We start from the raw sequence: 23,597 nt of genomic DNA, 5'->3' as shown, positions 1-23,597 counted from the left end.
TCCTAAGATAAATAATCGTTTCGTTTAAACATGACATATGAACTTCCCATGCCTAGTCCTAAAATAACTATTAAACTTAGTATAACATGACCTCCTGCTTCTATGCCTAATAACAAATCAAAAATTGAACGTGTCGAAGTTGCTAAAAATTCAAATGGTACTATTGAAAACCCTATTCCATACAATAAGAAAATAGATGCTACATAACTTAATAACGGACTTGATAACAATAAACTAATGCTACTAATCACACTAATTATTGCAAGCAACATAAAATATTCGACTAAATAAAACTTGAAATTAAAAAAGATAGCTTCAGACATCGTATACGAAACCTCTGGGTTAAAAAAGGAAGTAGCCGGAGTCTGTGGCAATAATACACCTCCTAAAATCATCGCTAAGATCCATAGTATGAACATTAAGATTCCCATGATGATGGCTAAACTAATGATCTTTGCACTATAAAACTGTGTTCTTGAGTAAGGGCGAATCATGACTATTCGATATTCACCACTTGTACGCTCGCGATTAAATGATTCAACGACTAACAATGGACAAAGGACTAACACGAGATAAAAATGATAATCTCTTAGAACAAAGGGGGCAAAATTTAATGCATCTAATTTTGCCGTTTGGTTAGGATCATAAAATCCAATCCCAAAGGAACTATTAAAAAAGGCTAAAAATAAAAAGGCTAAAACACTTAAAATTAAAATAATAATTGTTCGTCGCCTCATAACTAAACGCGACAATTCACTTTGTATTAATATTTTCAAACTATCACCTCATTAAATAAATTGATCTTGCTTTCCTGTTAAGTAATAACTTAATCCTAAAAAAACACTTAAATAAACACTTAAAACGATGACACTCTCACGTAACATCTCTTGATGTCCGGTAATCATTGAGTAAATTCCTTTTAATTGCATCATAGGTAGTGACCACAAACTAAATAGACTGACGTCTAAACTGAATAGATAAGGTTGTATCACTTGAAGAATTAAATAAAACCCAAAGCCACCTAAAATAAATAACATTCCAAACACGGTCGTTGTCACAACAGAACAAACCATTATCGCTAGCAAGGAGATTCCCAATGTAAAAACCGATAAAATCAGTAAAACCGCTATATAATATTTAACCGTTAATAATAAACATTGAGTTGGATTTAATGCTTCATGACTTAAAAAACTAATGATCTGATTTTCTTTAGGAAACATGATAAAACCAATAATATAAGAACAAATCAGATAAGCTACAATGAAAAGAAATAAGCTAAGTAGGAGAATCAAAAGCTTAACCAAATATACTTGTCTCGTACTATATCCTCTAATTAAAATCATCCGAATTTCACTATTTTCATACTCAGAAGCAATACTCATTCCCGTCATAATAACAGGAATTGCAAATAGATAAAACGTAAAAATCTTATGTAACGGCATATATAAAGCAAATGTATGAAAGGTTGCGACTTTTTCAACTGAGACTATTTCATTTGCCTTTACTGCTTGTGACACCATGAGTGCTACCATTAAAGGGATGGATAAATATAAGCCCCATAATGACTTCTTTTTAAAATAGCGCATGGCTTCATTTTTTATGAGTAATTTCATCTTTCGTCCCTCCTCATTGAATGAGCTGAATAAATACTTCCTCTAGTGAGGCACCTTCTTGACCTAAGTTTAAAAAATCCTCTTTTGTTCCTTTCCAAGCAATCTCACCCTTTTTAATAATGACGAGTCGATTACAAATTTTCTGAAGTTCATCTAGAAGGTGACTTGAAATAAAGAAAGTAATGTTATGTTCCTGATTTAATTTCAAAATTAACTCTCTTAACTGAACTATTCCGATTGGATCCAATCCATTAGCCGGTTCATCTAAAATAATAACTGTTGGATCATTTAGTAACGCCTGTGCAATACCTAAACGTTGCTTCATTCCAAGAGAATACGTTGAAATCTTATCTTTTTTTCGTTCACTTAACCCTACAATCTCAAGTACTTCAGATACTTTTTGCTGACGCTTTACTTTAGATTGATTGGGAATCAATAATGCTAAATTCATTAAAGCTTCTTCTCCACTCATATGAGAAAAGAAAATAGGGGACTCTACAATGGCACCTAAATGCTTTAGTGCTTCTTTTCGATTTTTTATCACATCGTATCCATTTAAACAAATCTCTCCTGATGTTGGTTTCACAAGCGACGTCAGCATTCGAATGATCGTTGTTTTCCCAGCTCCATTTGGTCCGATAAATCCACAAATATCTCCTTTAGATACTTGAAAATTAACATCCTTAATAATCTCACGTCGTCTAATCTTTTTACTTAAGTCTTGAACAACTAACACTTCATTCATTAATAATCACTCCTTTAACTTCTTAACTGAGCGGATCTTATAATAAAATTTTAAAGATTTTATAAAGAAACTTTCACATAAAAAAGATGTAACTTTACTATGAACCGTAAAGTTACATCTTTTTTATGGTTTATATAAGAAGCAGTCATTATTTAACATAACACAATACTAAATAGAGAATCTAATCGTTTCCAAATAGTTAAATCAAATGGTTATCTAAATTTAAAAAAGGTGAATTTATTCAAAGGTAAATCATATATACACTTACTTCAAATTATTATAAATAACTTATCTCCCAGAATAATATACTGATTTATAACCCAAAACAAAGAAAATAGTAAAAAAATAGGTGATTAATCATGTTTAACTTTATTCGGCGATACCAACTCCCAAATTTAAAAATCAAACTCCTAATTCTGTATCTTCTGAATATTAGTGATATTAGCTTAACAATTATCTTGGTTAATACCGGGCTCATTATTGAAGCTAATCCACTAATGGCAAATATTATTACCAATTCTATAGCCACATTTTTTATTAAGGTTCTTTTACCTGCGGTCCTATTTGTATATCTTTATATTCGTTTAAAAACAGCAACAGTAAAAATGATTAAACTTACTAACTACTGTCTCATTGGCTTACTTGGATTTTATCTCATTATTAATGTTCTTCATTTAGTTTGGTTTCTAATGTTACCTTTCTTTGGATAAAAAAGAAAGCTATCTCATTCGAGATAGCTCATCAGTTTCTTCTATTAGTCAATTCCAAGTACTGTATATCCAGCTTCATCAATGGCTTGTCTGATTAATTCATCAGTTACCCCTGTCTCAACTAAAACAGATTGAGTTCCTAAATCAACTTGGATATCTGTTGTATTTTCTAATGCTTCTAAAACCTCTTTAACATGTGCGACACAATGCCCACAACTCATACCTTCTAATTGAATTTTCTTTTTCATTTGAATACCTCCTTTTAAGTTTATGCTTTAAATCGTCGTAATCGTAAAGCATTTAATAAAACAGAAACTGAGCTTAAGCTCATGGCAGCTGCTGCAATCATTGGATTTAATAATGGGCCACCAAGTAAGTGTAATAATCCCATCGCAACTGGAATTCCTAATACATTATAAGCAAATGCCCAGAATAAATTCTCTTTAATATTACGAATGGTTGCTTTACTTAACTTAATAGCTGTTGACACATCCATTAAATCACTCTTCATTAAAACAATATCAGCTGATTCAATCGCAACATCTGTTCCACTACCAATGGCGATTCCAATATCAGCTTGTGCTAAGGCTGGCGCATCGTTAATTCCATCTCCAACCATTCCGACTTTCACACCAGTTTCTTGTAACTTTTTCACTTCATTTGCTTTATCAGCGGGTAAAACTTCTGCTAAAACTAAATCTATTCCAACTTGACGTGCAATAGCATCTGCTGTTTTTTGATTATCACCAGTAATCATGGCAACTTTAATTCCCATTTGATGTAACGTTTCAATTGCTTTTTTACTGCTCTCTTTTACCGTATCTGCCACTGCAATAATTCCTGCTAACTGACCATCAATTGCCATATACATTGGTGTTTTCCCATCATAAGCAAGCTGATCCGATGTTTCACTTAATGAGGATACATCAATAGTCTTTTCAATCATTAACTTTTTATTACCAAGTAACATCTGTTTACCTTGGATACCCACTTCAATCCCATGTCCAGGGATTGCATTAAATGATTGTAATTCACATAGTTGATATCCACGATCAATAGCTGCACGTACAATCGCTTCTCCAAGTGGATGTTCAGAACCCTTTTCAGCACTCGCCGCATAAATTAATAACTGTTCTTCTGAAAGATTTGTGGTCACGATATCTGTTACCTTCGGTTTCCCTTCTGTGATCGTGCCTGTTTTATCAAAAATGAGTGTTGATAATTTATGAGTCGTTTCTAACGCTTCTCCACCTTTAATTAAAACACCATATTCAGCACCTTTTCCTGTCCCAACCATAATGGCTGTAGGGGTTGCTAATCCTAATGCACATGGACAAGCAATGACTAATACCGAAATAAAAATCGATAAGGCAAAGACACCTGTTTCACCAGCTAATAACCATGCAACTGATGAAAGAATCGCTAATCCAATAACAATCGGTACAAAGTAAGCTGAAATAATATCAGCCATTTTTGCAATCGGTGCTTTTGACCCTTGAGCATCTTCTACTAACTTGACGATTTGTGATAAAGCTGTATCACGTCCCACTTTAGTCGCTTTATATTTAATAAATCCAGTTTTATTAATACTTGCTCCAATAACTAAGCTACCAACTGTTTTCTCAACTGGAATGCTTTCTCCTGTTAACATTGATTCATCAATCGCTGTACTTCCTTCAATAACTTCACCATCAACCGGTAACTTTTCACCTGGTTTCACTAAAACAAGATCCCCAACCACCACTTCTTCAATTGGAACTTCTAACTCACGGCCATTTCGCTCAATCGTGGCTGTTTTTGGTGCTAATCCCATTAGAGCTTTAATGGCCTGTGAAGTTTTACCTTTTGAGACCGCCTCTAAGTATTTTCCTAGTGTGATTAAGGTAAGAATAACAGCAGCTGATTCAAAGTATAAATGCATCGCATAGCTTGCATCACCTTGTGTAATCTTATAAATTCCAAACACACTGTAGAAAAAGGCAGTTAGTGTTCCAATCGCAATTAACGAATCCATATTTGGACTTAGTTGAATTAAATTTTTAATTCCAACTTGATAAAACTTATAGCCTGCCATAACAACTGGTAAAGTTAAAATCAATTGCACTATCCCAAAGTTAAATGGATTCATCATTGGATCAATCAAATGAGGAAGTGGCATTCCGACCATATGTCCCATCGAAATAATTAAAAGTGGTACAGCAAAAATTAATGAAATGATAAAGCGTATTAGTAACTTTGAAGCTTCATCATGCTTTTTCTCTTCTCCTTTAATCGTATCTTCTTCTGAAACTAATTGAAAGCCAGCCTTTTCAACTGCTGCTTTCACTTGCCCATAACTCGCTACATCTGCATCTAACTTAATGGTTAATTTTTCAGTCGCAAAATTAACAACAGCTAATTCAACACCCTCAATTTTTTGTGTCACTCTCTCCACTCGATTAGCACAAGCTGAACAGGTCATTCCTTCAACTTTGAAGGTATAATCTTTTATATTTTTCTTCACTTTAAAACCTGCTTTTTCAATAGCCGCCTCTACTTGTCCTAACTCAACCGCTGATTCATCATATTCAAGGGCTAACGTTTCTGCCGCAAAGTTCACTGCGCCTTTTTCGACTCCATCAAGCTTATTAACGATACGCTCAATGCGGTTCGCACAAGCAGAACAGCTCATTCCTTCGATTTTCATCGACACTTTCTTCATTCTAAAACCTCCCTTTCTATTTACTCATTGCTTTTTCTAAAATTGCCATAATCTCATCAATCTTCTCTTCACTTCCACCATTTAAACAAGCCTGTGTAACGCAATGATTTAAATGCTGCTTTAAAATTAATAAATTCGCACGTTTTAAAAGAGCTTGTGAAGCTACAATTTGATTTGAAATATCCATACAATATCGTTCATCTTCTATCATTTTTACAATCCCATCAATTTGTCCTCTGGCTGTTTTTAATGATTGTAATGCTTTTTTTCGTTCTTCATTCATATAGTCATACCTCCTACCCCCCGGGGGGGTGTATAAGAATATTATAATCATAATTTTAGTGTTGTCAATTATCCTCTTTTTTACAAATTAAAAAAACTTGATTTATTCAATCAAGTTTTCTAACCTAAAGCAATATCTAAAATCATCATAATGAGGAAGCCTATCATAACTCCTAATGTTCCTGAATCTGAGTGTTCTCCTAATTGGGCTTCTGGAATTAATTCCTCAACTACAACATAAATCATTGCACCTGCGGCAAAAGCTAAGAACCATGGCATAATACTAATAATTGATTTAACTAAAATAGTACCTAATATACCTTAAATCGGTTCCACAATTCCTGATAAGGCACCAAAAGCAAAGGCTTTTTGAGTACTAACCCCTTGTTTGCGTAATGGCAAAGAAATAGCAGCTCCTTCAGGTAGATTCTGTAATCCAATTCCAATCGCCAAAACAAGTGCCGCACTTAAACTAAGTGAGCCTCCCTCTCTGGCAGCTAAAGCAAATGACAGACCAACAGCCAATCCCTCCGGAATATTATGTAAGGTCACAGCTAAAAATAATAGCGTCGATTTCTTTAATTGAGTCGAGGGACCTTCTGTTAATCCACTCATTAGATGCAAATGAGGTAACATTTTATCTAATATATATAAAAATAACCCACCTAAAATAAAACCACCCGCTGCAGGAATCCATCCAATCTTTCCCTGTTCTTCAGCCATTTCAATCGCAGGAATCAAAAGTGACCATACTGAAGCAGCAATCATCACCCCAGCAGCAAAACCTAAACAAATTCGTTGATAAAACGGACTAATTCCATTTCTAAAAAAGAAAACAAAAGCTGAACCTATTACTGTAGCTAAGAATGTAATCATTGTCCCTATAAAAGCTAATAAGATAGGATTCATTTTCTTATCTCCCTCCTCTTCAACTACAGTTCGCATATACTAGCTACTTATTTTTATCATAGCAGATGATTATTAGATCCACAACCGCAATAGGAATAAAACGGTAACTATTACTTTAAAAAATCCTTAGAAAAGTAAGCAGCATTAACTTACCTCTCTAAGGATTAGTAATTATAAACGTTGATTCTTAAAGAAAATCATCTCGTTGGATTTTATCTTCAAATTCTGATCTTGGCATTGGCTTTGCATAAACATATCCTTGAATGAGGTCACAACGCATTTCTTTGAGAATCTTAACTTGCTCTTGAACTTCTACTCCCTCACAGACAACAGCAACACCAATTCGCTTAGCTAAATCAATGATTCCATGAACCAATTCCTTACTTTTAAAGTTCGTCTCAATATCACATAAAAATGATCGATCAATTTTTAAAATATCAATATCAACCTGCTTTAGGTTACTAAACGTTGAACTTCCAGTTCCAAAGTCATCCATTGATACTTTCATACCAAGTTCATGAATAGCTTTAATTTTTTCATTAATTAATTCTACATCATTTAATGCAGTTGTTTCTGTAATTTCAACTTCAATTAAACATGGATCGATTTGATAACGAGAAATGACTGATTTTAAAAATAAAATTAAATCCGACTGATATAACTCGACACGAGATAAATTAATTGAAATAGGAATACTCTCAATACCTTTTTGCTTTTGTTCAGCTAACATCGAGCACACTTCATTAAACACCCATCTTCCAACAGTAATAATATCTCCCGATTTTTCAGCAATAGGAATAAACAATGCTGGACTAATAAATCCCCGATCTGGATGGAACCAACGAACTAGTGCTTCAGCACCTACGATTTCCTCTGTACAAGGATTTACTTTAGGTTGATAAAATACTTGGAAATGTTTAGAAATTAATGAAGGTTTTATCTCTTGCTCAATTAATTTTAAATCCATTTTATTTTTAAATAATTTATCATCAAATAAGTAGTAACGCTTAGATAAATTTTTCTTAGCATGTAAACGTGCCATATCTGCATGGTCAATTGCACGCTGGATATTTAATTCACTATTATCAAAATAATACATCCCTATACTTGCATTCAATGGATTCTCTATAATCTGTTGACTTGCTAAATTAACAATACTTTGAATTGTAGCTGGAATTAATTTCTCTTCATATTTAATTCTTGTATCAAGCATTAAAATAAAAACATCATTAGATAATCGTCCAAAAATAGTTGATGGATGAAATTCCGCCTTTAACCGAAAAGCAATTTCTTTTAAAAGTTGATCCCCTTTACTATAGCCATAAATTTCATTGATTAATTTAAAAGATTCTAAATCAAACACCACTAATGAATAATACGTTTGGTTTGAACGCTTTAGCACAGATTCAACTTTCTTCATAAACCCATTGTTATTTAATAATCCTGTCACTGAATCATAAAATGCTAACCGTTTAATATACTCTAAGTTATCTTTCTTGATCTTTATAACATAATAATAAATACACAAAAATAATATATTAATTAAAATGACGACACACCATGTCAGTTGTTTCATGTGTTGAATCTTAGTAGCCAATACTTCTGGATTAGCCGTCGTTAAAATATACCAATCACTTACATTATCAATTTTCTGATAATTAATATAGCTAGTGTTTCCATAATTATCTTCCCACTCAATACTTTGACTATGATTAGTCGACAGAATATACTGTGAATTACTAGGAGCAGGTAAATTAATATAATAGTCATTAAAGGAATTTACAACAAAATTATTATTATAATTATTAGAAAGAATAACTTCACCGTTATCACCCACAACATAAACGTCCGTACTTGATCCATACATTTGACTTAAAATAATTTTATTTAATTCTTCAACTGTATTTCTTCCACATAAAACTCCAATGACTTGATTATCTTTTTGAATAGGAACGGCATAGACAATGATTCGCTTACTGTCAAATTGACTAGTAATTGGGTTTGAAATATTACTTCTTCCACTCATTGCAAGTCGGAAAAAGCTTCGATCACCGTAATTTCTCTCTATTCCATCCGTTGATCGAACAGTTCCATCAGCCTTAGCTAAATATAAAGCATTAAATATTTCTGAACTTAAATCTTGATTTAAAATATCAAACTCAAATGTTGAATCATCTCCAACCTTTTCAACTACAACACCTGCTAAAAACTCTAGCTCTTTTATCTTCGAAGTTAAATGTTCGTCAATTGCCTTTGCCATATGACTTGAAACTTCAAGGCTTTCTTTTCGATAATCACTAACTAGCATCTCTTCAAAATATCGCTCAATGGTTGCTCCTATTAAGCTAATTATCGTCATTACAAGAATAACAACAATGATAAAATTTTTCTTTACTGATTTATAACTCTGACCCACTTCTTATCATCCACCTAGCTACCAAAATCAAAAACCTTCATACCTGGTTCCTATTTTACTATAAACATGGTGGAATTTGGAGATATTTGTCTAGATTTATTTTAAGTTTTAGTTTCATGATCCTTGATAATATAAAATAAATCATAGCAAGGATCACGTAAACAATCCATAAAGATTTATACAATTGAGCAAACAAATAGATAAGTAGATATCCTATACTATAAATAAGTAATGTAGTTTTTAAAATCCACTTCTGTTCTCCTAAAGTCTGAAGTGTATATTGATAAATTGTTAACATATTATTAAAAATAAAAAGAATAATAACCATTGGAAAGTACTTACAAAAATACTCTAATAATAATTTTTGATTAGTAATTAAATTAATAATAAAATTCTGATTTAAAACAAGAAAAACTGAAATTAAAGCATATAATCGAATGGACCTAGTAATCGCTTGCTGATGAATTGGAACAATGCATTTTGGATTCTCACTGACAATCGTCAAGGTTGCCTGTGCATAAGCATACATTGGCATCCATGAAATCTGTAATAAATTATTAATTAGTTGATAAACCGAGACCTCAAGAAGCCCAATACGTGAGATTAACGCTCCTAATACTACAATTAAAATGGTATTTTCTAAAAATTCTTGAACCATCATTGGAAAGGCATATTGAAGATTTTCTTTAATTAAAGAAAATCTAAATAATGGTACCTCCCATCTGATTTCACATTTCAATAAAACAAGGTATATAATAAGATTTAAAATGAGTGCTAAAACAGATCCAACTGCATTTCCAATCATCCCCAAACCTAAACCATAAACAAAGAGCAAATCAAGAATAACATTACTGATTGTGGCAACTGTATTCCCAATTAAAATATATTTAGTTCGATTTATTATTTTTAAATAGCTTGAACAAGTGAATAATAACAGATTTAATCCAATAGAACTACTGAATATATACGCATAGTTCAATGATTCTTCTAGTACTTGCGCATTTAATTGATAAATCTGTTGAAAGATAAACTTTCCACCAAAGGTTATAAATCCAAAACCTAGTAGTCCTATTAATAAACTTAATATGACCTGAGTTTCAAGATATTTTCGAAACAATGATTGATTCTGATAAACTCGTGCTCCTAAAATATTGAAGCTAATTGAAGTTGCACCTAATACCCCTGTCACACTATTAATAAATCCAGCTACAATTCCAACTGCAGCAAAACTTGTTATTGATAAATGGCCCATAACAGCTTGATCACAAAGACTAATAACTAGTGATACAACATTACTTAAGATTAATGGTAAAGCTAATTGATTTAATTGATCTTTCTTAAACATATAAGTCCCCTTCTTTTCAATTTTCTAGAAAAGAAGGGTTAATTCATCCAGCAAATTCATTTTAATCCGCCTCCTTAATGATCTTTACTGTACTCCAGAAAACTTCGACTCATTTCAATGACTAAACTAACAACAGAGATAACGATTAACACTCGACTCGATACATACCAATCGATTGTCCAGTTTGAATGACTAAAAGAAAATAACGTTGTAAAGAATCGTTCATTAAATAGCGTTTGATTTAACATCATCATACAAAATAAGAAACAGGCTGACACTTTATACACTAATTGAAATATAAGCAGTTTGAATGACCATCGTCCTAACATTAACTTACACCAATAATAAAGTAGACCAAATCCATAAATAATAAAAATTAACGGGTGATAGCCCCTTAAAACAGAGACATTGAATAATGGCTCCATTATTTGTAGCTGTCCATTCAAAACATGATAACTCGCAATCCATTGAGGTTGAAAACAGATGAGCCAAATCAAAAAGACAATTCCAATCATGTTAAAAAGACAATCACTTTTAGAAATATATCCATGATTTTTATCCCTTTTTAGGACGAGATTTTCTAATGAATCAATATCAATTCCATCAATCGGAAACGAGCAGATCTTCAGCAAAAAGAAAACAACAGTTACCCAAATAAATGAGATGATAAGCGCATGAATTAAAGTTATTAATATATGAATACATAGACCTATGATTTGAGAGAAAATCCCTTCCAATCCAAACTCAAAATGAGCTAATTGAACAAAAAAAGTAATCGTCATCAGTACAGTCGGTACTATCGTTAATACAAGCTTCAAAATCACTTTATACAAACGATACAACTGCTCTCCTAAGAACCCCTTCATTTAAAGTATCCCCCTTCATCGTATGATGACTTCATTTAATACTATATGAAGAGATTTATTTAATTATTATAAGAAAGGTTCTGTTTGTTTACAACGAGGATAATTTACACAACCATAAAACTTTTGTCCTTGATTCATTCCTCTTCTAGTTTCACGAACTACCATCTCTATTTGGCACTTCGGACAAACTGGAACACGCTCATTAACCTTTGATACCTTTTTAGACTCATCTGCTTGATTAAGATATTTTTTTAATTCATCCTGTAATGTTGAAACAATATAGGACTGACTCACCTTAATATGTATAAGTGGTAATTTTGCTGCTGTGAAAATCTGATTGACAAACTCATCTCTCAGTTGTCGATTTTCTCGTGCATGTGTCGAATCATCTAATTCAATTGCTACAATTGGTTTTAGTGTATCGCGATCACAAATTAAGAAATCAACATGCTTACGATTAATTTTATTCCAATATTTCGTTCTTTCTTTATAATCTCTAATATTCAAAAAAACAAATCCCCTAAAGATACCTTTGTAAAAACTGTAACTGATTCATTCTCTAAAACTAACATAAGTACTTTATAAAATGATAATTCTGTAGATGATAAAAAATCGTCCCTTAACCGATAAGGTAGCTTTATCTCACTTGCCTACCTCATTTGCGGACTAACCTCTTTAGACAAGATCCCAAATATCCGTAGTATACTTCCTAAACATCCTATATTTTGATTCATCACATATCTCCCCTCTTCTTGAATATAATTTTACTTTTTTTTACATATCATTGCAATAAAAAATAAAAGACCATCATGGTCTTTTATTTTTCAACTTCCTCTCTTGTCGGAATTGATGATGAGGATCCTTTACGAGTAACTGTAATCGATGAGGCACGAGAAGCTAACTTTAAAGTCTCTTCCATATCTAATCCACGAACGAGCCCTGAAATAAAATACCCGATAAATGTATCGCCAGCTGCCGTTGTATCAACTGCCTCCACCTTATATGCTGGTTGCTCAATCATTACATCCTGATAAGTATATAAAACACCTTTACTCCCTCGAGTTAATAAGATATGGGTATTTGGATAATTTACTTTTAAGGCCTCTAACACTTTGAAATCATTTGTCTCTTTTGTTAAATCTTGTCCTTCAATCTCATTTAAAATTAAATAATCTACAAGGTGTAATGGAATATCTTTAATTTGTTCATTAAATGGTGCTGGATTAATAGCGATTTGAAGTCCACGTTCATAAGCTTTCTTCACAATTAACGGCATCTCATTAACTTCATTTTGAAGTAATAATAAATCTCCTGATTCAAAGTGGTTTAAAATTTCATCAATTCGTGTTTCATTAAACTGATGGTTCGCACCTGGATAAACAAGAATACAGTTTTCTCCATGAGCATCAATTTGTATAATCGCATGACCACTTGGTCCTTCTACTTCGTATAAATAATCGGTCTTAGCTCCATGTATTTCTAAGGCCTGACGAAGAATCATCCCATCTTTTCCAATTAATCCTGCATGATAAACTTCCACGCCTGCTTTAGCTAAGGAAATCGATTGGTTTAATCCTTTTCCACCACTAACGATTTCTAAATTATGAACCGTTTGGGTTTCACCAGGTCGCACCATGTGATCCACCTCATAGATATAATCAATATTACATGAACCAATATTTAAAACTTTCATTTTTTCACTTCCTATATTAGCGACATATTCGTTTCATTGTAGCAGTTGAAACAATACTCCATCATATCAATTATAAAGGCCTCATCGTTTATTAATCAATAACTTTTACCAACTATTATGCACGTAAAAAGCACTGATTTTTCAGTGCTTTTTAGATTATTTATTAAACGTTAAAATGACTTTAAATAAGTCTCCATCAATGTGAATATCTAATGTTCCACCTTGAAGTTCAACAAAGCTTTTTGCAATCGCAAGACCAAGTCCTGAACCTTCCGTATGACGGGCTTGATCACCGCGTACAAAGCGTTCTGTTAACTCATCAACGTCTACATTGATTTCATTGGCCGACATGTTTCTAAATATAATTTGAACCGATTGTTCTAAATCAACAATATCAATATAGGCACGTGTATGTGGCATTGCATATTTTGTCATATTTAAAATCAAATTATCAAAAACGCGGAACGTACGCTCGCTATCAAGCATCAATAGTACTTTATGCTCTGGGAAGTTGCGACGAATCATTAAGTTAGCTGCATCAATTTTATCTTCGAGTTCAAGTAAAGTTTGTTTCATTAAAGAAATTACTTCTACTTCTTGAAGATTCATTGTAATGTTCCCGCTACTTGCTTTACTCATCTCAAATAAATCTTCAATTAATATTTTTAAACGTTGCGCTTTTTGATCAAGTGTTTCTAAATATTGTGCTCGCTTTTCTTTGTCTAAATCTTCATCTTTTAATAAATCGGTGTATGTGATAATAGACGTTAAAGGTGTTTTCAAATCATGCGAAACGTTCGCGATTAAATCTGTTTTCATTCGCTGACTGCGCACTTCAGCCTCAACTGCCTTTTTGAATCCACCTTGAATATGCATCACTTCCTCTTTAAACGCATTGAAGATTCCAAGATCTTCATCAATTTCAACCTCAAGATTTCCCTCTGCTAATTGTTCAGTCATTTCAAATAATTGTACATAATCTTTTTGCGTCTTCATGAGGTATTTGCGAAGTAGCACATATAAAACAATACTGTAAATAAATACTCCTATAATTCCGAAGAACCACCCTAAACAGAATAATGATAGTAGGATACATTGAATGCCTACTAAGAAGAATAATTTCTTTGTATTTTTCTCTTTCAAATCGACTTTTAAGAACTTTCTTAATTTTCTAAATAAGAAGCGGCATCCACGGTACGTCCAACAGCTTTCTGTAAACGTCACTTTCCATCCTTGTTTAAATAAGTTTTTAACATATAAGCAAAGAACGTAAATCCAAGCTAATGCTAAGAACCAAACAAAAATATTCAATATCATCATACTGATATCAACCATGTCATAAGTCATATAAATATGTAAGAGATCTGTAAATTCTGAGTTTAGTGTACTAAATACTAGACTTGGTAACATTTCAATAAAAATTGCAAACGGAAGGGTTGCGGTTAGTAATAGTGTCTCAACTGGCCAGCTTAAAATACAATTAACTAATTTACTTTTGCTAATTACTTTGACTGGAATAAAACAACTAAAGATAAAAACCAATCCAATTACCATTAAACTTATTGGTATTAATGCCTCCTGTATCCCCCAGTAAGAATAATACTCCTGTGAACGTGAAATCTCATCATAGTGCAATAAGACTTTAGGCACAGCATAAACAATTGTCATATTTTTAATCGGATGAACTGGAATATTATCGTAGTTTTGTAATAGTTTTATGTCTTCTAAATAGCCTTTAACTTCTTGTTTAGGATCAATGACAAGTGAATCGTATTTTGAATGTTTCATAAAATCAGCACCAGACAACTGATTAACTTTTAAGTTCCCCACCGCATCGTATTCTAAAATAACATAGTATTGATATTGCTCTTCAACTTGACTATTTGTTGAAGACATTAGCAAGGATTCTAATGATTCATCGCCTATTTTTTCCTTCGTCTCATGCACCATCGCAAAATAATATAAGTTTGGTAAATTATAATCCACATAATTGTGCACAAAAATATTTTTTAGATTTTCTAAACCTTTATTTAAAACCGGGTTAATGATAGCTAATTGCTCATTTTCTGATAAATTAGTGAATTGTTGTTTGGTCATTTGTTCAATCTTAGAAGTAGATGGGCAAATAGGTTGTGTATTTGTAGAAACCGACTCTTTAAATAAGTTAGACGTCTCCGTCTCTCCATCGTCTACCTGACACGTATTATATTCATCATAAATATAACCAGGAGCTTGTAAAATTTGAAAGATTTCCAATCGATCTTCAACAGATTCTAATGGAAAAATATCTTCTAATGCCAAGCTTTTCCCATCTTTACTTTGTACTAATTGTTCAAAATAAAGTTGATAATTTCGCGCATTCATCTTTTCATAAAAATCATAATCTTCAAAATAGCTATAACTTCTTAGCTTAGAAATATCATTAATATTATGATAATTGACATAGACTCCAACTGATAAAAATAATAAAAATAAACAGGAAATCACTGAAATAAAAATTTTACTGTTTTTCAATTTTGTAGCCAACGCCCCACACCACCTTTAAATATTTTGGATTTTTTGGATTAATTTCAATTTTTTCTCGAATGTTACGAATATGAACCATGATCGTGTCTGTATTCACCGCATTTTCATTCCAAATGCGTTCATAAATCTCCTCAGCAGGAAAGACCCTTCCCGGATGCTTCATAAGTAAATTTAAAATTTTGTACTCGATTGGTGTTAATTTTACTGGTATTTCATCTACTGTAAATTCTTTTGTTTCAGTATTCATCTCAAGTCCCCCAATTGTCATAAGATGATGATTTTCTTCTTGTTTAATTGTAGAAAATCTTTTATAGCGTCTAAGCTGAGAGTTAATGCGTGCTAATAATTCAAGTGGACGAAAAGGTTTAGTGACATAATCATCAGCTCCCATATTTAACCCCATAATCTGATCCACCTCTTCTGATTTAGCAGATAACATAATGACTGGGAAGTGATAATTCTCTCTTAATTTCATTGTAAATGTAATCCCATCCATCTTCGGCATCATCACATCGACAATCGCTAAATCAATAACAGTTGATTCAACAATCTCTAATGCTTCAATACCATTTCCCGCAATACTTACTTTATACCCCTGATTACTTAAATACGCTTCAATGGCAACTGCGATATCTCTTTCATCTTCAACGATTAAAATATGTGATTGATTCATAACATCCATCTCCCTAAGCTGATATTTTCTACTATTATACCATTTAGGAACAACTCACCCCACTCTCTTTGTTTTCATGACACTATCTTAACCATAACACCTAAAGAAATAGTCTAAATAAAACTTAAGATTTTCTAAAGAAATGAAAAAGGATATCTTCATAAACTGAAGACATCCTTTTAACATTTTTTATTTTTTAGATTTTAAAGCACGCGTACTATTCATAACCGCTAGAATTGTCACACCAACATCGGCAAAAACTGCCGCCCACATGGTTGCTAGTCCACAAGCAACTAAAATCATGACTAAGATTTTAACGCCTAAGGCAAAGATAATATTTTGATATAAAATCATACTTGTTTGTTTGGCTTTGTTAATCGCTTTAACTAATGCCATTGGATCATCTTCCATTAAAACGACATCAGCTGCTTCAATCGCTGCATCTGAGCCGATACCACCCATGGCAACACCAATATCAGCACGGGCAAGAACGGGTGCATCATTCATTCCATCCCCAACAAAGACTATATTTTTATCTTTTGTTTTATGTGCTAATATCTCTTCGACATGTTCAACTTTTTGATGAGGTAATAAACCAGCATAAACTTCATCTACACCAAGCTCTGCTGCCACTTTTTTAGCAACGCCTTCGTGATCACCCGTCAACATCACCACTTTTGAAACACCAAGTTGTTTTAATTTTGCAATGGCTGCTTTTGAATTTTCTTTGATTTCATCTGCAATCACCATATAACCAACATAAATTTGATCAACAGCCATATGAATAATCGTTCCGACAGCATCAACATTAGCTGTACCTATATTCGCACGTTGCATCAGTTTTGCATTTCCGATAAGTACTTCTTTATCGCCAACAAATACTTTTACCCCATGTCCTGCTATTTCTTCATATTGTGATAAAACCGTTGTATCTATCACTTGAGTATAAGCATCGACAATTGATTTTGCAATTGGGTGCGTTGACTGACTCTCTGCATAAGCTGCTAATTCAATGAACTCTGCTTCATTCATATTCACAGGTTTGATTTGGCTTACTTTAAATACCCCTTTTGTTAATGTTCCTGTTTTATCAAATACCACCGTTTCAACATGATTTAAAGCTTCTAAGTAGTTTCCACCTTTAACTAACACCCCTTGTTTGGATGCGCCACCAAGACCAGCAAAGAATCCAAGTGGAATAGAAACAACTAAAGCACAAGGACAAGACACGACTAAGAAACTAAGCGAGCGATATAGCCAAGTTGAGAAATTCACTTGGAATACGAATGGAGGGATGATGGCAATAAGCACCGCTAATAAAACAACAATCGGTGTATAGACACGAGCGAATTTCGTAATAAATTTTTCAGTTTGTGCTTTCTTAGATGAAGCATTTTCGACTAATTCTAGAATACGCGCGACTGTTGACTCTCCCGCTACTTTAGTGACACGAACTTTAACTAACGCATTCGTATTAATACATCCGGCTAAAATTTCTTCTCCTACAGAAATAAGACGTGGTATTGATTCACCTGTTAACGCTGATGTATCTAAATAACATTCTCCTTCAATGATTTCCCCATCAAGTGGAACACGTTCACCAGGTTTAATCACAATCAAATCACCAATTGAAACAGCTTCTGGGGCAACTTCTTTTGTTCCTGATTCAGTGACTAAGTTCGCATGATCGGCACGAATATCAAGTAGACTACTAATAGATTTACGTGAACGATTAACGGCATAACTTTGGAATAGTTCACCGATTTCATAAAATAACATCACGGCAATTGCCTCTGGATACTCACCAATGGCGAATGCTCCCACTGTTGCCACCATCATTAAAAAGTTTTCATCAAAGATTTCACCACGCGTAATGTTACGAAAGGCGGTTAATAATACTTTTCCACCAATCAATAAATAGCTGACTCCATATAAAACAACTTCTAATATCCCTACTGGTTTAAAGGTATGAATAGCTAAGAAAATAATGACACCAAGTAATAACCAAGCATTTTCTTTAATAAAACTAAACACTTTCGATGAAGATTCATTATCTAACGTTTTATGAGAATGTTCATGACTATGTCCTGCTTGACCATGATGAGACTCTGTATGTGAAGAACAACTTCCTCCACAACAGCTACTTTTATGAACGACCTGTGTTGAGACACGTTCTTCAACAACAACATGTGGCTCTAATTGCTTCACAATACGCTTAATTTCAGTGATGACATCTGTTTTAAGCGCTGATTCTTTTATTAATACTGTTAACTGACTCGTTGAAAAATTGAGATTAGCTTCTTCAACTAATTCTAGACGATTGACACGATCTTCAATTTTATTGGCACAATTGGCACAATCTAAACCAGATAAAGTTAATTTAAATGTTCTATCGTTCCCCATAAGGTTCGCCTCCCATCTATCATATGAATGATTATTCATATATTCATATTATCAGTATATGCTTGAGGGGAATAATTGTCAACTCAATTGCCTACTTAAAATACTACTTTCTTCCTGTCTATATATACAAAGTAAAAAGTACTCTATCTATCTCAATTCACCCTTAATTCTTAAAATACTTTGATAGTGGGTTCCCTACGCTAAATAGTGAGTTTACGAACTCTTAGCTATCCTCCACTGGTAGGGTAAGGCCAAATAGAGTCACGATAAATTTTCTCTCTAGAAATTTATCGTGACTAACATAATTCGTACTGACTCATCATCGTCAAGACTAAATTAAGATCTTCAATTTTTATCTTACCACTGAGATTAATAATAATTCCTTCTTCAGCTAATTGTTTTAAAATGCGATTAATACTTCGGATATTTGATCCTAATTCCTCAACAATTAATACTTTTGGAATACAGTTATTCTTATATTGGCTAACATATTTCCAAATATAAAGTAAGACTTGGTATTTTAATGGATAACTAACTGCCGATCGCATCTTAATACCTGTATTAATCAATTTTTCAGCTAATTGTCTGACAATATATAATGAAATATTGAAGTCATGTTCCATCCATTTCAAAAAATGCTCACGTTTAATCACATACATTTCCCCATCTTCCATCGCTTCTACAAAACAAATCACTACACTATCAGTGAACACTTCAACATCACCAAGCAATCCTCCTGCTTCGTAAATTCGCATTAAATGTTTTGCCCCATTTTCTGATAAGGAATAGGTCTTCAGCTTTCCGCTCTTTAAAATAATAATCGAATCTAGCCGATCCTCTGCATTTAAAATAATCTCCTCTTTTCGAAATGATTTCACTTCATACTTACCTCTTAAAAATGAACTCGTTTCGAGTTCTTTCATCAATAATGACACGTCCTGCCTCCTTCTTAAACTAAACTGGACAAATGTCCTCGCTCCTTAAGATTTATTTTGTTATTATAGTCTACAATATTAATCTAAACAAGGAGTGTTAATTTTGAACGATTCATTACAAACATCCCCTATTCACAAATTATTACTAAAATATTGTATCCCAGCCATCGTCAGCATGATGACTGTTTCACTCTACAATACGGTTGATCGTGTTTTCATTGGTCACATTCCTGATATTGGGTCACTCGCTTTAACCAGCCTCGGAACAGTGATGCCATTTATTACGATTATTTTAGCTTGTGAGCTTTTAATTACTTATGGAGCCATTGCTAATCTTTCAATTAAACTAGGAGAGAAAAATCAACTAATGGCAGAAAAAATATTAAATCAAGTCCCTGGTCTTGGAGTAATGATAAGTTTACTTCTCATGATTATCTTCTTTATCTTTAAAACACCACTTCTAGAACTCTTTGGAGCAAATAAAATCATCTTACCACTAGCATCAGAATATTTAAATGTGATGATTCTCGGAATCCCATTCTATATTATTGGTTTTTCTTTAATGGCTACGATTCGATCAGAGGGTAACCCAAAAAGAGCAGCTCTCATTCTAATAATGAGTTGTGTCATTAACATTGTTCTAGATCCTATCTTTATCTTTGGGCTAGGATTAGGAATTAAGGGGGCTGCTATTGCTACCGTCCTCTCCTATCTTGCTGTTTTTATTTATGTCTTTTACTACTATAGTATTGGAAAGTCAAATTTAAAGTTAAAATGGACTTACTTAAAACCTGAATTATCACTTATCAAGCCTATCTTACTATTTGGGTTATCTACTTCTCTTGTTCAGTTAATAACAGCTTTAATTCAAGTTTTATTTAATCGTTCATTAGCCTATTACGGTACACCTTTATCGATCGGTGCGTTTACGACGGTAACAACGATTACAAATTTAGCCCTAATGCCTGCTGTTGGAATTAATCAAGGGTCAGTTCCTATTATCGGTTATAACTACGGTCAGAAACGTTATGATCGTGTAAAATTAACATTTATTCAAGGAACTTTAGCAGCAACTGTTATTTTTACGATTGGATTTATTTTAATTCAACTAATTCCAGACATTTTAATTCGTTTCTTTAATTCAGATGACTCACTGCTACCCTCTACAACTGAGGGACTTAAACTTTACTTATTTAGTCTGCCCCTTTGTGCGTTAACAACAACCGCACCAAACTTCTTTCAAGCAATTGGACAATCTAAACTTTCGATTTGGCTTGTTATTCTTAGACAGATTATCTTACTAATTCCACTAATTTTAATTTTACCCAAATTTATAGGGTTAAATGGGGTCTGGTTAGCACAACCTATTACTGATTTAATGATTGCCATCATTTCTTTCTATCTAATTAGAAAGGAGTTTAAGCGATACTCAAGTGTTTAAGGAGTGACCCTTTGAATGTTCGATAAATTAAAAATCAATAAAAAATATCTTAATATAGGTCTAATTACGCTAATGATTGGAGTCCTTTTACTGTTCGTTTATCAAGTCTCCCGTCATTCAGTCGATATCTTTCTATTTTTTAAAAATTTATTTTTTAATTTTTTAGCTGTCATTTCTCCAATTATATACGCCTTTATTATTTCTTATATTTTATATCGTCCCCTATTATTTATCGAACATTACTTTAAAAAACTATGGGATAGATGGACAAAGGTTAGCTTATCATCTAAGACCTATCGCTTAATCAGCCTTCTTATCCTTGTCATTATAGTATTTGGAACAATTACTTTATTGATAAAATCTATCGTACCACCATTATTCCAAAATCTCCTGACTATTGGAGAAGATATTCCAAATTTTCAAACAATTTTAACAGAATGGCTTTCAAAGTTAGTACCTTACTTTAAATTGATTCATATTACAGAGAATCAAATTCATCAATTAACGACTTATATTACGGGCTTTTTGAGTGGATTTTTAACTAAAATTTTTGCCTCAGGAACAGGGATGGTCACAAATGTTGCTACCTTTTTTATTAATCTTTTTGCGACACTCATCTTAACTTTTTATTTTCTAAAAGATAAGGAGTCCATTTTTATCGCCATTGATAAAATTGCAACTGTGACTCTTTCAATCAATACCAAACTTAAAATAAAGAGATTTCTGAAGGATGTCCATGAAATATTTGGCGGCTTTATTTTAGGTCAACTATTAGATGCTCTGATTGTTGGTATTGCTTCAACGATTCTTCTTTTAATTATTGGGCATCCATTTGCTTTATTAATTGGATTCATCGCTGGTATTACAAACGTGATTCCGTATATTGGTCCTATTATTGGTGCTGTTTTAGCCTTCATCTTAGGATTATTTACAAGTGTTAAGCTGGGACTTTTAGGTGCTCTGTTATTAATTATCTACCAACAGATTGATGGAAACTTTGTACAACCTAAAATTCTTGGGGAAAGCGTCGGACTAGCGCCAGTATGGATTTTCATGGCGATTTTAATTGGAGGAAATTACTTAGGTGCTTTTGGGATGATTTTAGCAGTTCCGATTGTCGCCTTACTAAAACTTTACATTGAAAGACGTCTTGTTAAACTTCAGGGTAAGAATTAAATTCCCTATCAAAAAGGCTACCAAATGGCAGCCTTTTCATTTAAATAATCTGAAATATATGACTTTAAGACAATTGTTTCTCTTCATTCGTCAATTGGAAAATGAAACATTTTTATTTATTTTTTTCACAAATTCCGTTATAATTACTGTGAGGAAGAGAAGACTAAGCAAGAATTTGCAGAGTTCTCAATCCAATAATTTAATAATACAATGGAGGTAACAACATGTTAGTTTCTGCTAAAGATATGTTACAAAAAGCCTATGAAGGTAAATACGCTGTTGGTCAATTCAACATCAACAACTTAGAGTGGACTAAAGCTATCTTATTAACTGCTCAAGAAAACAACTCACCAGTTATCTTAGGTGTTTCTGAAGGTGCTGCAAAATATATGTGCGGTTACGAAACAATCGTAGGTATGGTTAACGGAATGATGAAAGAATTAAACATCACTGTTCCTGTTGCATTACACTTAGACCACGGAAGCTACCAAGGTGCTTTAGACGCTATGGCAGCTGGATTCTCTTCAATCATGTTCGATGGTTCTCACTATGCAATCGAAGAGAACATCGCTAAAACAACTGAAATGGTTAAATTAACTGCTGAAAAAGGATTATCTTTAGAAGCTGAAGTTGGATCAATCGGTGGAGAAGAAGACGGTGTAGTTGGTAAAGGTGAAGTTGCTGACCCAGCTGAATGTAAACAAATCGCTGACTTAGGAGTAACTATGTTAGCTGCTGGTATCGGAAATATCCACGGTAAATACCCAGAAAACTGGGCTGGATTAGCATTCGATGCTTTAGAAGCAATCAACGCTTCAACTGGAAATACTCCATTAGTATTACACGGTGGAACAGGAATCCCAGAAGAAATGATCAAAAAAGCAATCTCTTTAGGTGTTGCTAAAATCAACGTTAACACTGAATGCCAATTAGCATTCCAAGAAGCTACTCGTAAATACATCGAAGCTGGAAAAGATTTAGAAGGTAAAGGATTCGACCCTCGTAAATTATTAAACCCAGGATTCGAAGCGATCAAAGCTACAGTTAAAGAAAAAATGGAATTATTCGGATCAATTAACAAAGCTTAATTATCTGTTCCATCTTAAAAACGTCTACGAAAGGTAGACGTTTTTTTATTTATTCGGTTCTATAATATTTGGTGT

Annotated in this window: 19 protein-coding genes and 1 pseudogene; 4 read left to right on the top strand and 16 right to left on the bottom strand. The window is 33.0% G+C overall.

The features are described from left to right. Window positions 1-2 precede the first annotated feature (2 nt). From NEH75_RS04925 to NEH75_RS04915, 3 genes are read right to left on the bottom strand one after another with little or no spacing between them, the layout of a single operon-like run. Window positions 3-776, bottom strand: coding sequence for an ABC transporter permease (locus NEH75_RS04925; protein ID WP_055305438.1), 774 nt, complete (start codon window positions 774-776; stop codon window positions 3-5). Between the two features lie 12 nt (window positions 777-788). Beyond that, window positions 789-1,613, bottom strand: a complete 825-nt coding sequence (locus NEH75_RS04920; protein WP_055305439.1) for an ABC transporter permease — start codon at window positions 1,611-1,613, stop codon at window positions 789-791. A 13-nt stretch (window positions 1,614-1,626) separates the two neighbouring features. Further along, entirely contained in the window at window positions 1,627-2,358 is a 732-nt protein-coding gene (locus tag NEH75_RS04915; RefSeq protein WP_055305440.1) for an ABC transporter ATP-binding protein, read from the bottom strand. A gap of 359 nt (window positions 2,359-2,717) precedes the next feature. Here NEH75_RS04915 and NEH75_RS04910 point away from each other — a divergent pair, with 359 nt between their 5' ends. Beyond that, window positions 2,718-3,068 (top strand): DUF5658 family protein, encoded by a 351-nt coding sequence (locus NEH75_RS04910; RefSeq protein WP_055305441.1) that lies wholly within the window; start codon window positions 2,718-2,720, stop codon window positions 3,066-3,068. Between the two features lie 44 nt (window positions 3,069-3,112). Here NEH75_RS04910 and NEH75_RS04905 read toward each other — a convergent pair whose 3' ends face one another. The 13 genes and pseudogenes from NEH75_RS04905 to NEH75_RS04845 all read right to left on the bottom strand — a co-directional run bounded on the left by NEH75_RS04905 (window position 3,113) and on the right by NEH75_RS04845 (window position 19,817). Beyond that, window positions 3,113-3,316: a heavy-metal-associated domain-containing protein gene (locus NEH75_RS04905; RefSeq protein WP_055305442.1), complete on the bottom strand. Its 204-nt coding sequence runs from the start codon at window positions 3,314-3,316 to the stop codon at window positions 3,113-3,115. A gap of 20 nt (window positions 3,317-3,336) precedes the next feature. Further along, complete coding sequence (locus tag NEH75_RS04900) at window positions 3,337-5,769, bottom strand: heavy metal translocating P-type ATPase (protein ID WP_055305443.1); 2,433 nt, start codon at window positions 5,767-5,769, stop codon at window positions 3,337-3,339. 16 nt (window positions 5,770-5,785) lie between these two features. Continuing rightward, entirely contained in the window at window positions 5,786-6,052 is a 267-nt protein-coding gene (locus NEH75_RS04895; RefSeq protein WP_055305444.1) for a metal-sensing transcriptional repressor, read from the bottom strand. A gap of 119 nt (window positions 6,053-6,171) precedes the next feature. Beyond that, window positions 6,172-6,960: pseudogene (locus tag NEH75_RS04890) on the bottom strand (ZIP family metal transporter). A 187-nt stretch (window positions 6,961-7,147) separates the two neighbouring features. After that, window positions 7,148-9,376, bottom strand: coding sequence for an EAL domain-containing protein (locus tag NEH75_RS04885; protein WP_055305445.1), 2,229 nt, complete (start codon window positions 9,374-9,376; stop codon window positions 7,148-7,150). Window positions 9,377-9,434: 58 nt separating this feature from the next. Then, on the bottom strand, window positions 9,435-10,721 hold the full coding sequence (locus NEH75_RS04880) for an MATE family efflux transporter (protein ID WP_055305446.1): 1,287 nt from the start codon (window positions 10,719-10,721) through the stop codon (window positions 9,435-9,437). A 74-nt stretch (window positions 10,722-10,795) separates the two neighbouring features. After that, window positions 10,796-11,587: a hypothetical protein gene (locus tag NEH75_RS04875; RefSeq protein ID WP_055305447.1), complete on the bottom strand. Its 792-nt coding sequence runs from the start codon at window positions 11,585-11,587 to the stop codon at window positions 10,796-10,798. A gap of 66 nt (window positions 11,588-11,653) precedes the next feature. After that, on the bottom strand, window positions 11,654-12,094 hold the full coding sequence (locus NEH75_RS04870) for a DUF2726 domain-containing protein (protein WP_237257989.1): 441 nt from the start codon (window positions 12,092-12,094) through the stop codon (window positions 11,654-11,656). A 310-nt stretch (window positions 12,095-12,404) separates the two neighbouring features. Continuing rightward, entirely contained in the window at window positions 12,405-13,280 is an 876-nt protein-coding gene (locus NEH75_RS04865; RefSeq protein ID WP_055306003.1) for a ribokinase, read from the bottom strand. A 156-nt stretch (window positions 13,281-13,436) separates the two neighbouring features. Then, window positions 13,437-15,806: a sensor histidine kinase gene (locus NEH75_RS04860; RefSeq protein ID WP_055306002.1), complete on the bottom strand. Its 2,370-nt coding sequence runs from the start codon at window positions 15,804-15,806 to the stop codon at window positions 13,437-13,439. Continuing rightward, on the bottom strand, window positions 15,781-16,479 hold the full coding sequence (locus NEH75_RS04855) for a response regulator transcription factor (RefSeq protein WP_262948601.1): 699 nt from the start codon (window positions 16,477-16,479) through the stop codon (window positions 15,781-15,783). The genes NEH75_RS04860 and NEH75_RS04855 overlap by 26 nt, the downstream gene beginning before the upstream one ends. Window positions 16,480-16,668: 189 nt before the next feature. Beyond that, a complete protein-coding gene (locus tag NEH75_RS04850; protein ID WP_055306000.1) occupies window positions 16,669-18,882 on the bottom strand; it encodes a heavy metal translocating P-type ATPase in 2,214 nt (737 codons plus the stop codon). 296 nt (window positions 18,883-19,178) lie between these two features. Then, on the bottom strand, window positions 19,179-19,817 hold the full coding sequence (locus NEH75_RS04845) for a Crp/Fnr family transcriptional regulator (protein ID WP_055305999.1): 639 nt from the start codon (window positions 19,815-19,817) through the stop codon (window positions 19,179-19,181). A gap of 94 nt (window positions 19,818-19,911) precedes the next feature. Between NEH75_RS04845 and NEH75_RS04840 the strand changes: the two genes are divergently transcribed. The 3 genes from NEH75_RS04840 to fba all read left to right on the top strand — a co-directional run bounded on the left by NEH75_RS04840 (window position 19,912) and on the right by fba (window position 23,522). Continuing rightward, the gene (locus NEH75_RS04840; RefSeq protein ID WP_238581314.1) at window positions 19,912-21,258 is read left to right on the top strand and encodes an MATE family efflux transporter; all 1,347 of its coding nucleotides are present in this window, start codon (window positions 19,912-19,914) and stop codon (window positions 21,256-21,258) included. A gap of 15 nt (window positions 21,259-21,273) precedes the next feature. Beyond that, the gene (locus tag NEH75_RS04835; RefSeq protein WP_055305997.1) at window positions 21,274-22,434 is read left to right on the top strand and encodes an AI-2E family transporter; all 1,161 of its coding nucleotides are present in this window, start codon (window positions 21,274-21,276) and stop codon (window positions 22,432-22,434) included. Between the two features lie 224 nt (window positions 22,435-22,658). Continuing rightward, a complete protein-coding gene (fba, locus tag NEH75_RS04830; protein ID WP_055241894.1) occupies window positions 22,659-23,522 on the top strand; it encodes a class II fructose-1,6-bisphosphate aldolase in 864 nt (287 codons plus the stop codon). The last annotated feature ends 75 nt before the right edge of the window (window positions 23,523-23,597 follow it).

Origin of the sequence: Turicibacter sp. T129 (genome assembly GCF_025594975.1) — a bacterium.
Classification (GTDB): Bacteria; Bacillota_I; Bacilli_A; order MOL361; family Turicibacteraceae; genus Turicibacter; species Turicibacter bilis.
Note: the sequence above shows the minus strand (reverse complement) of the source record. Positions and strands in the feature narration are given on the sequence as shown.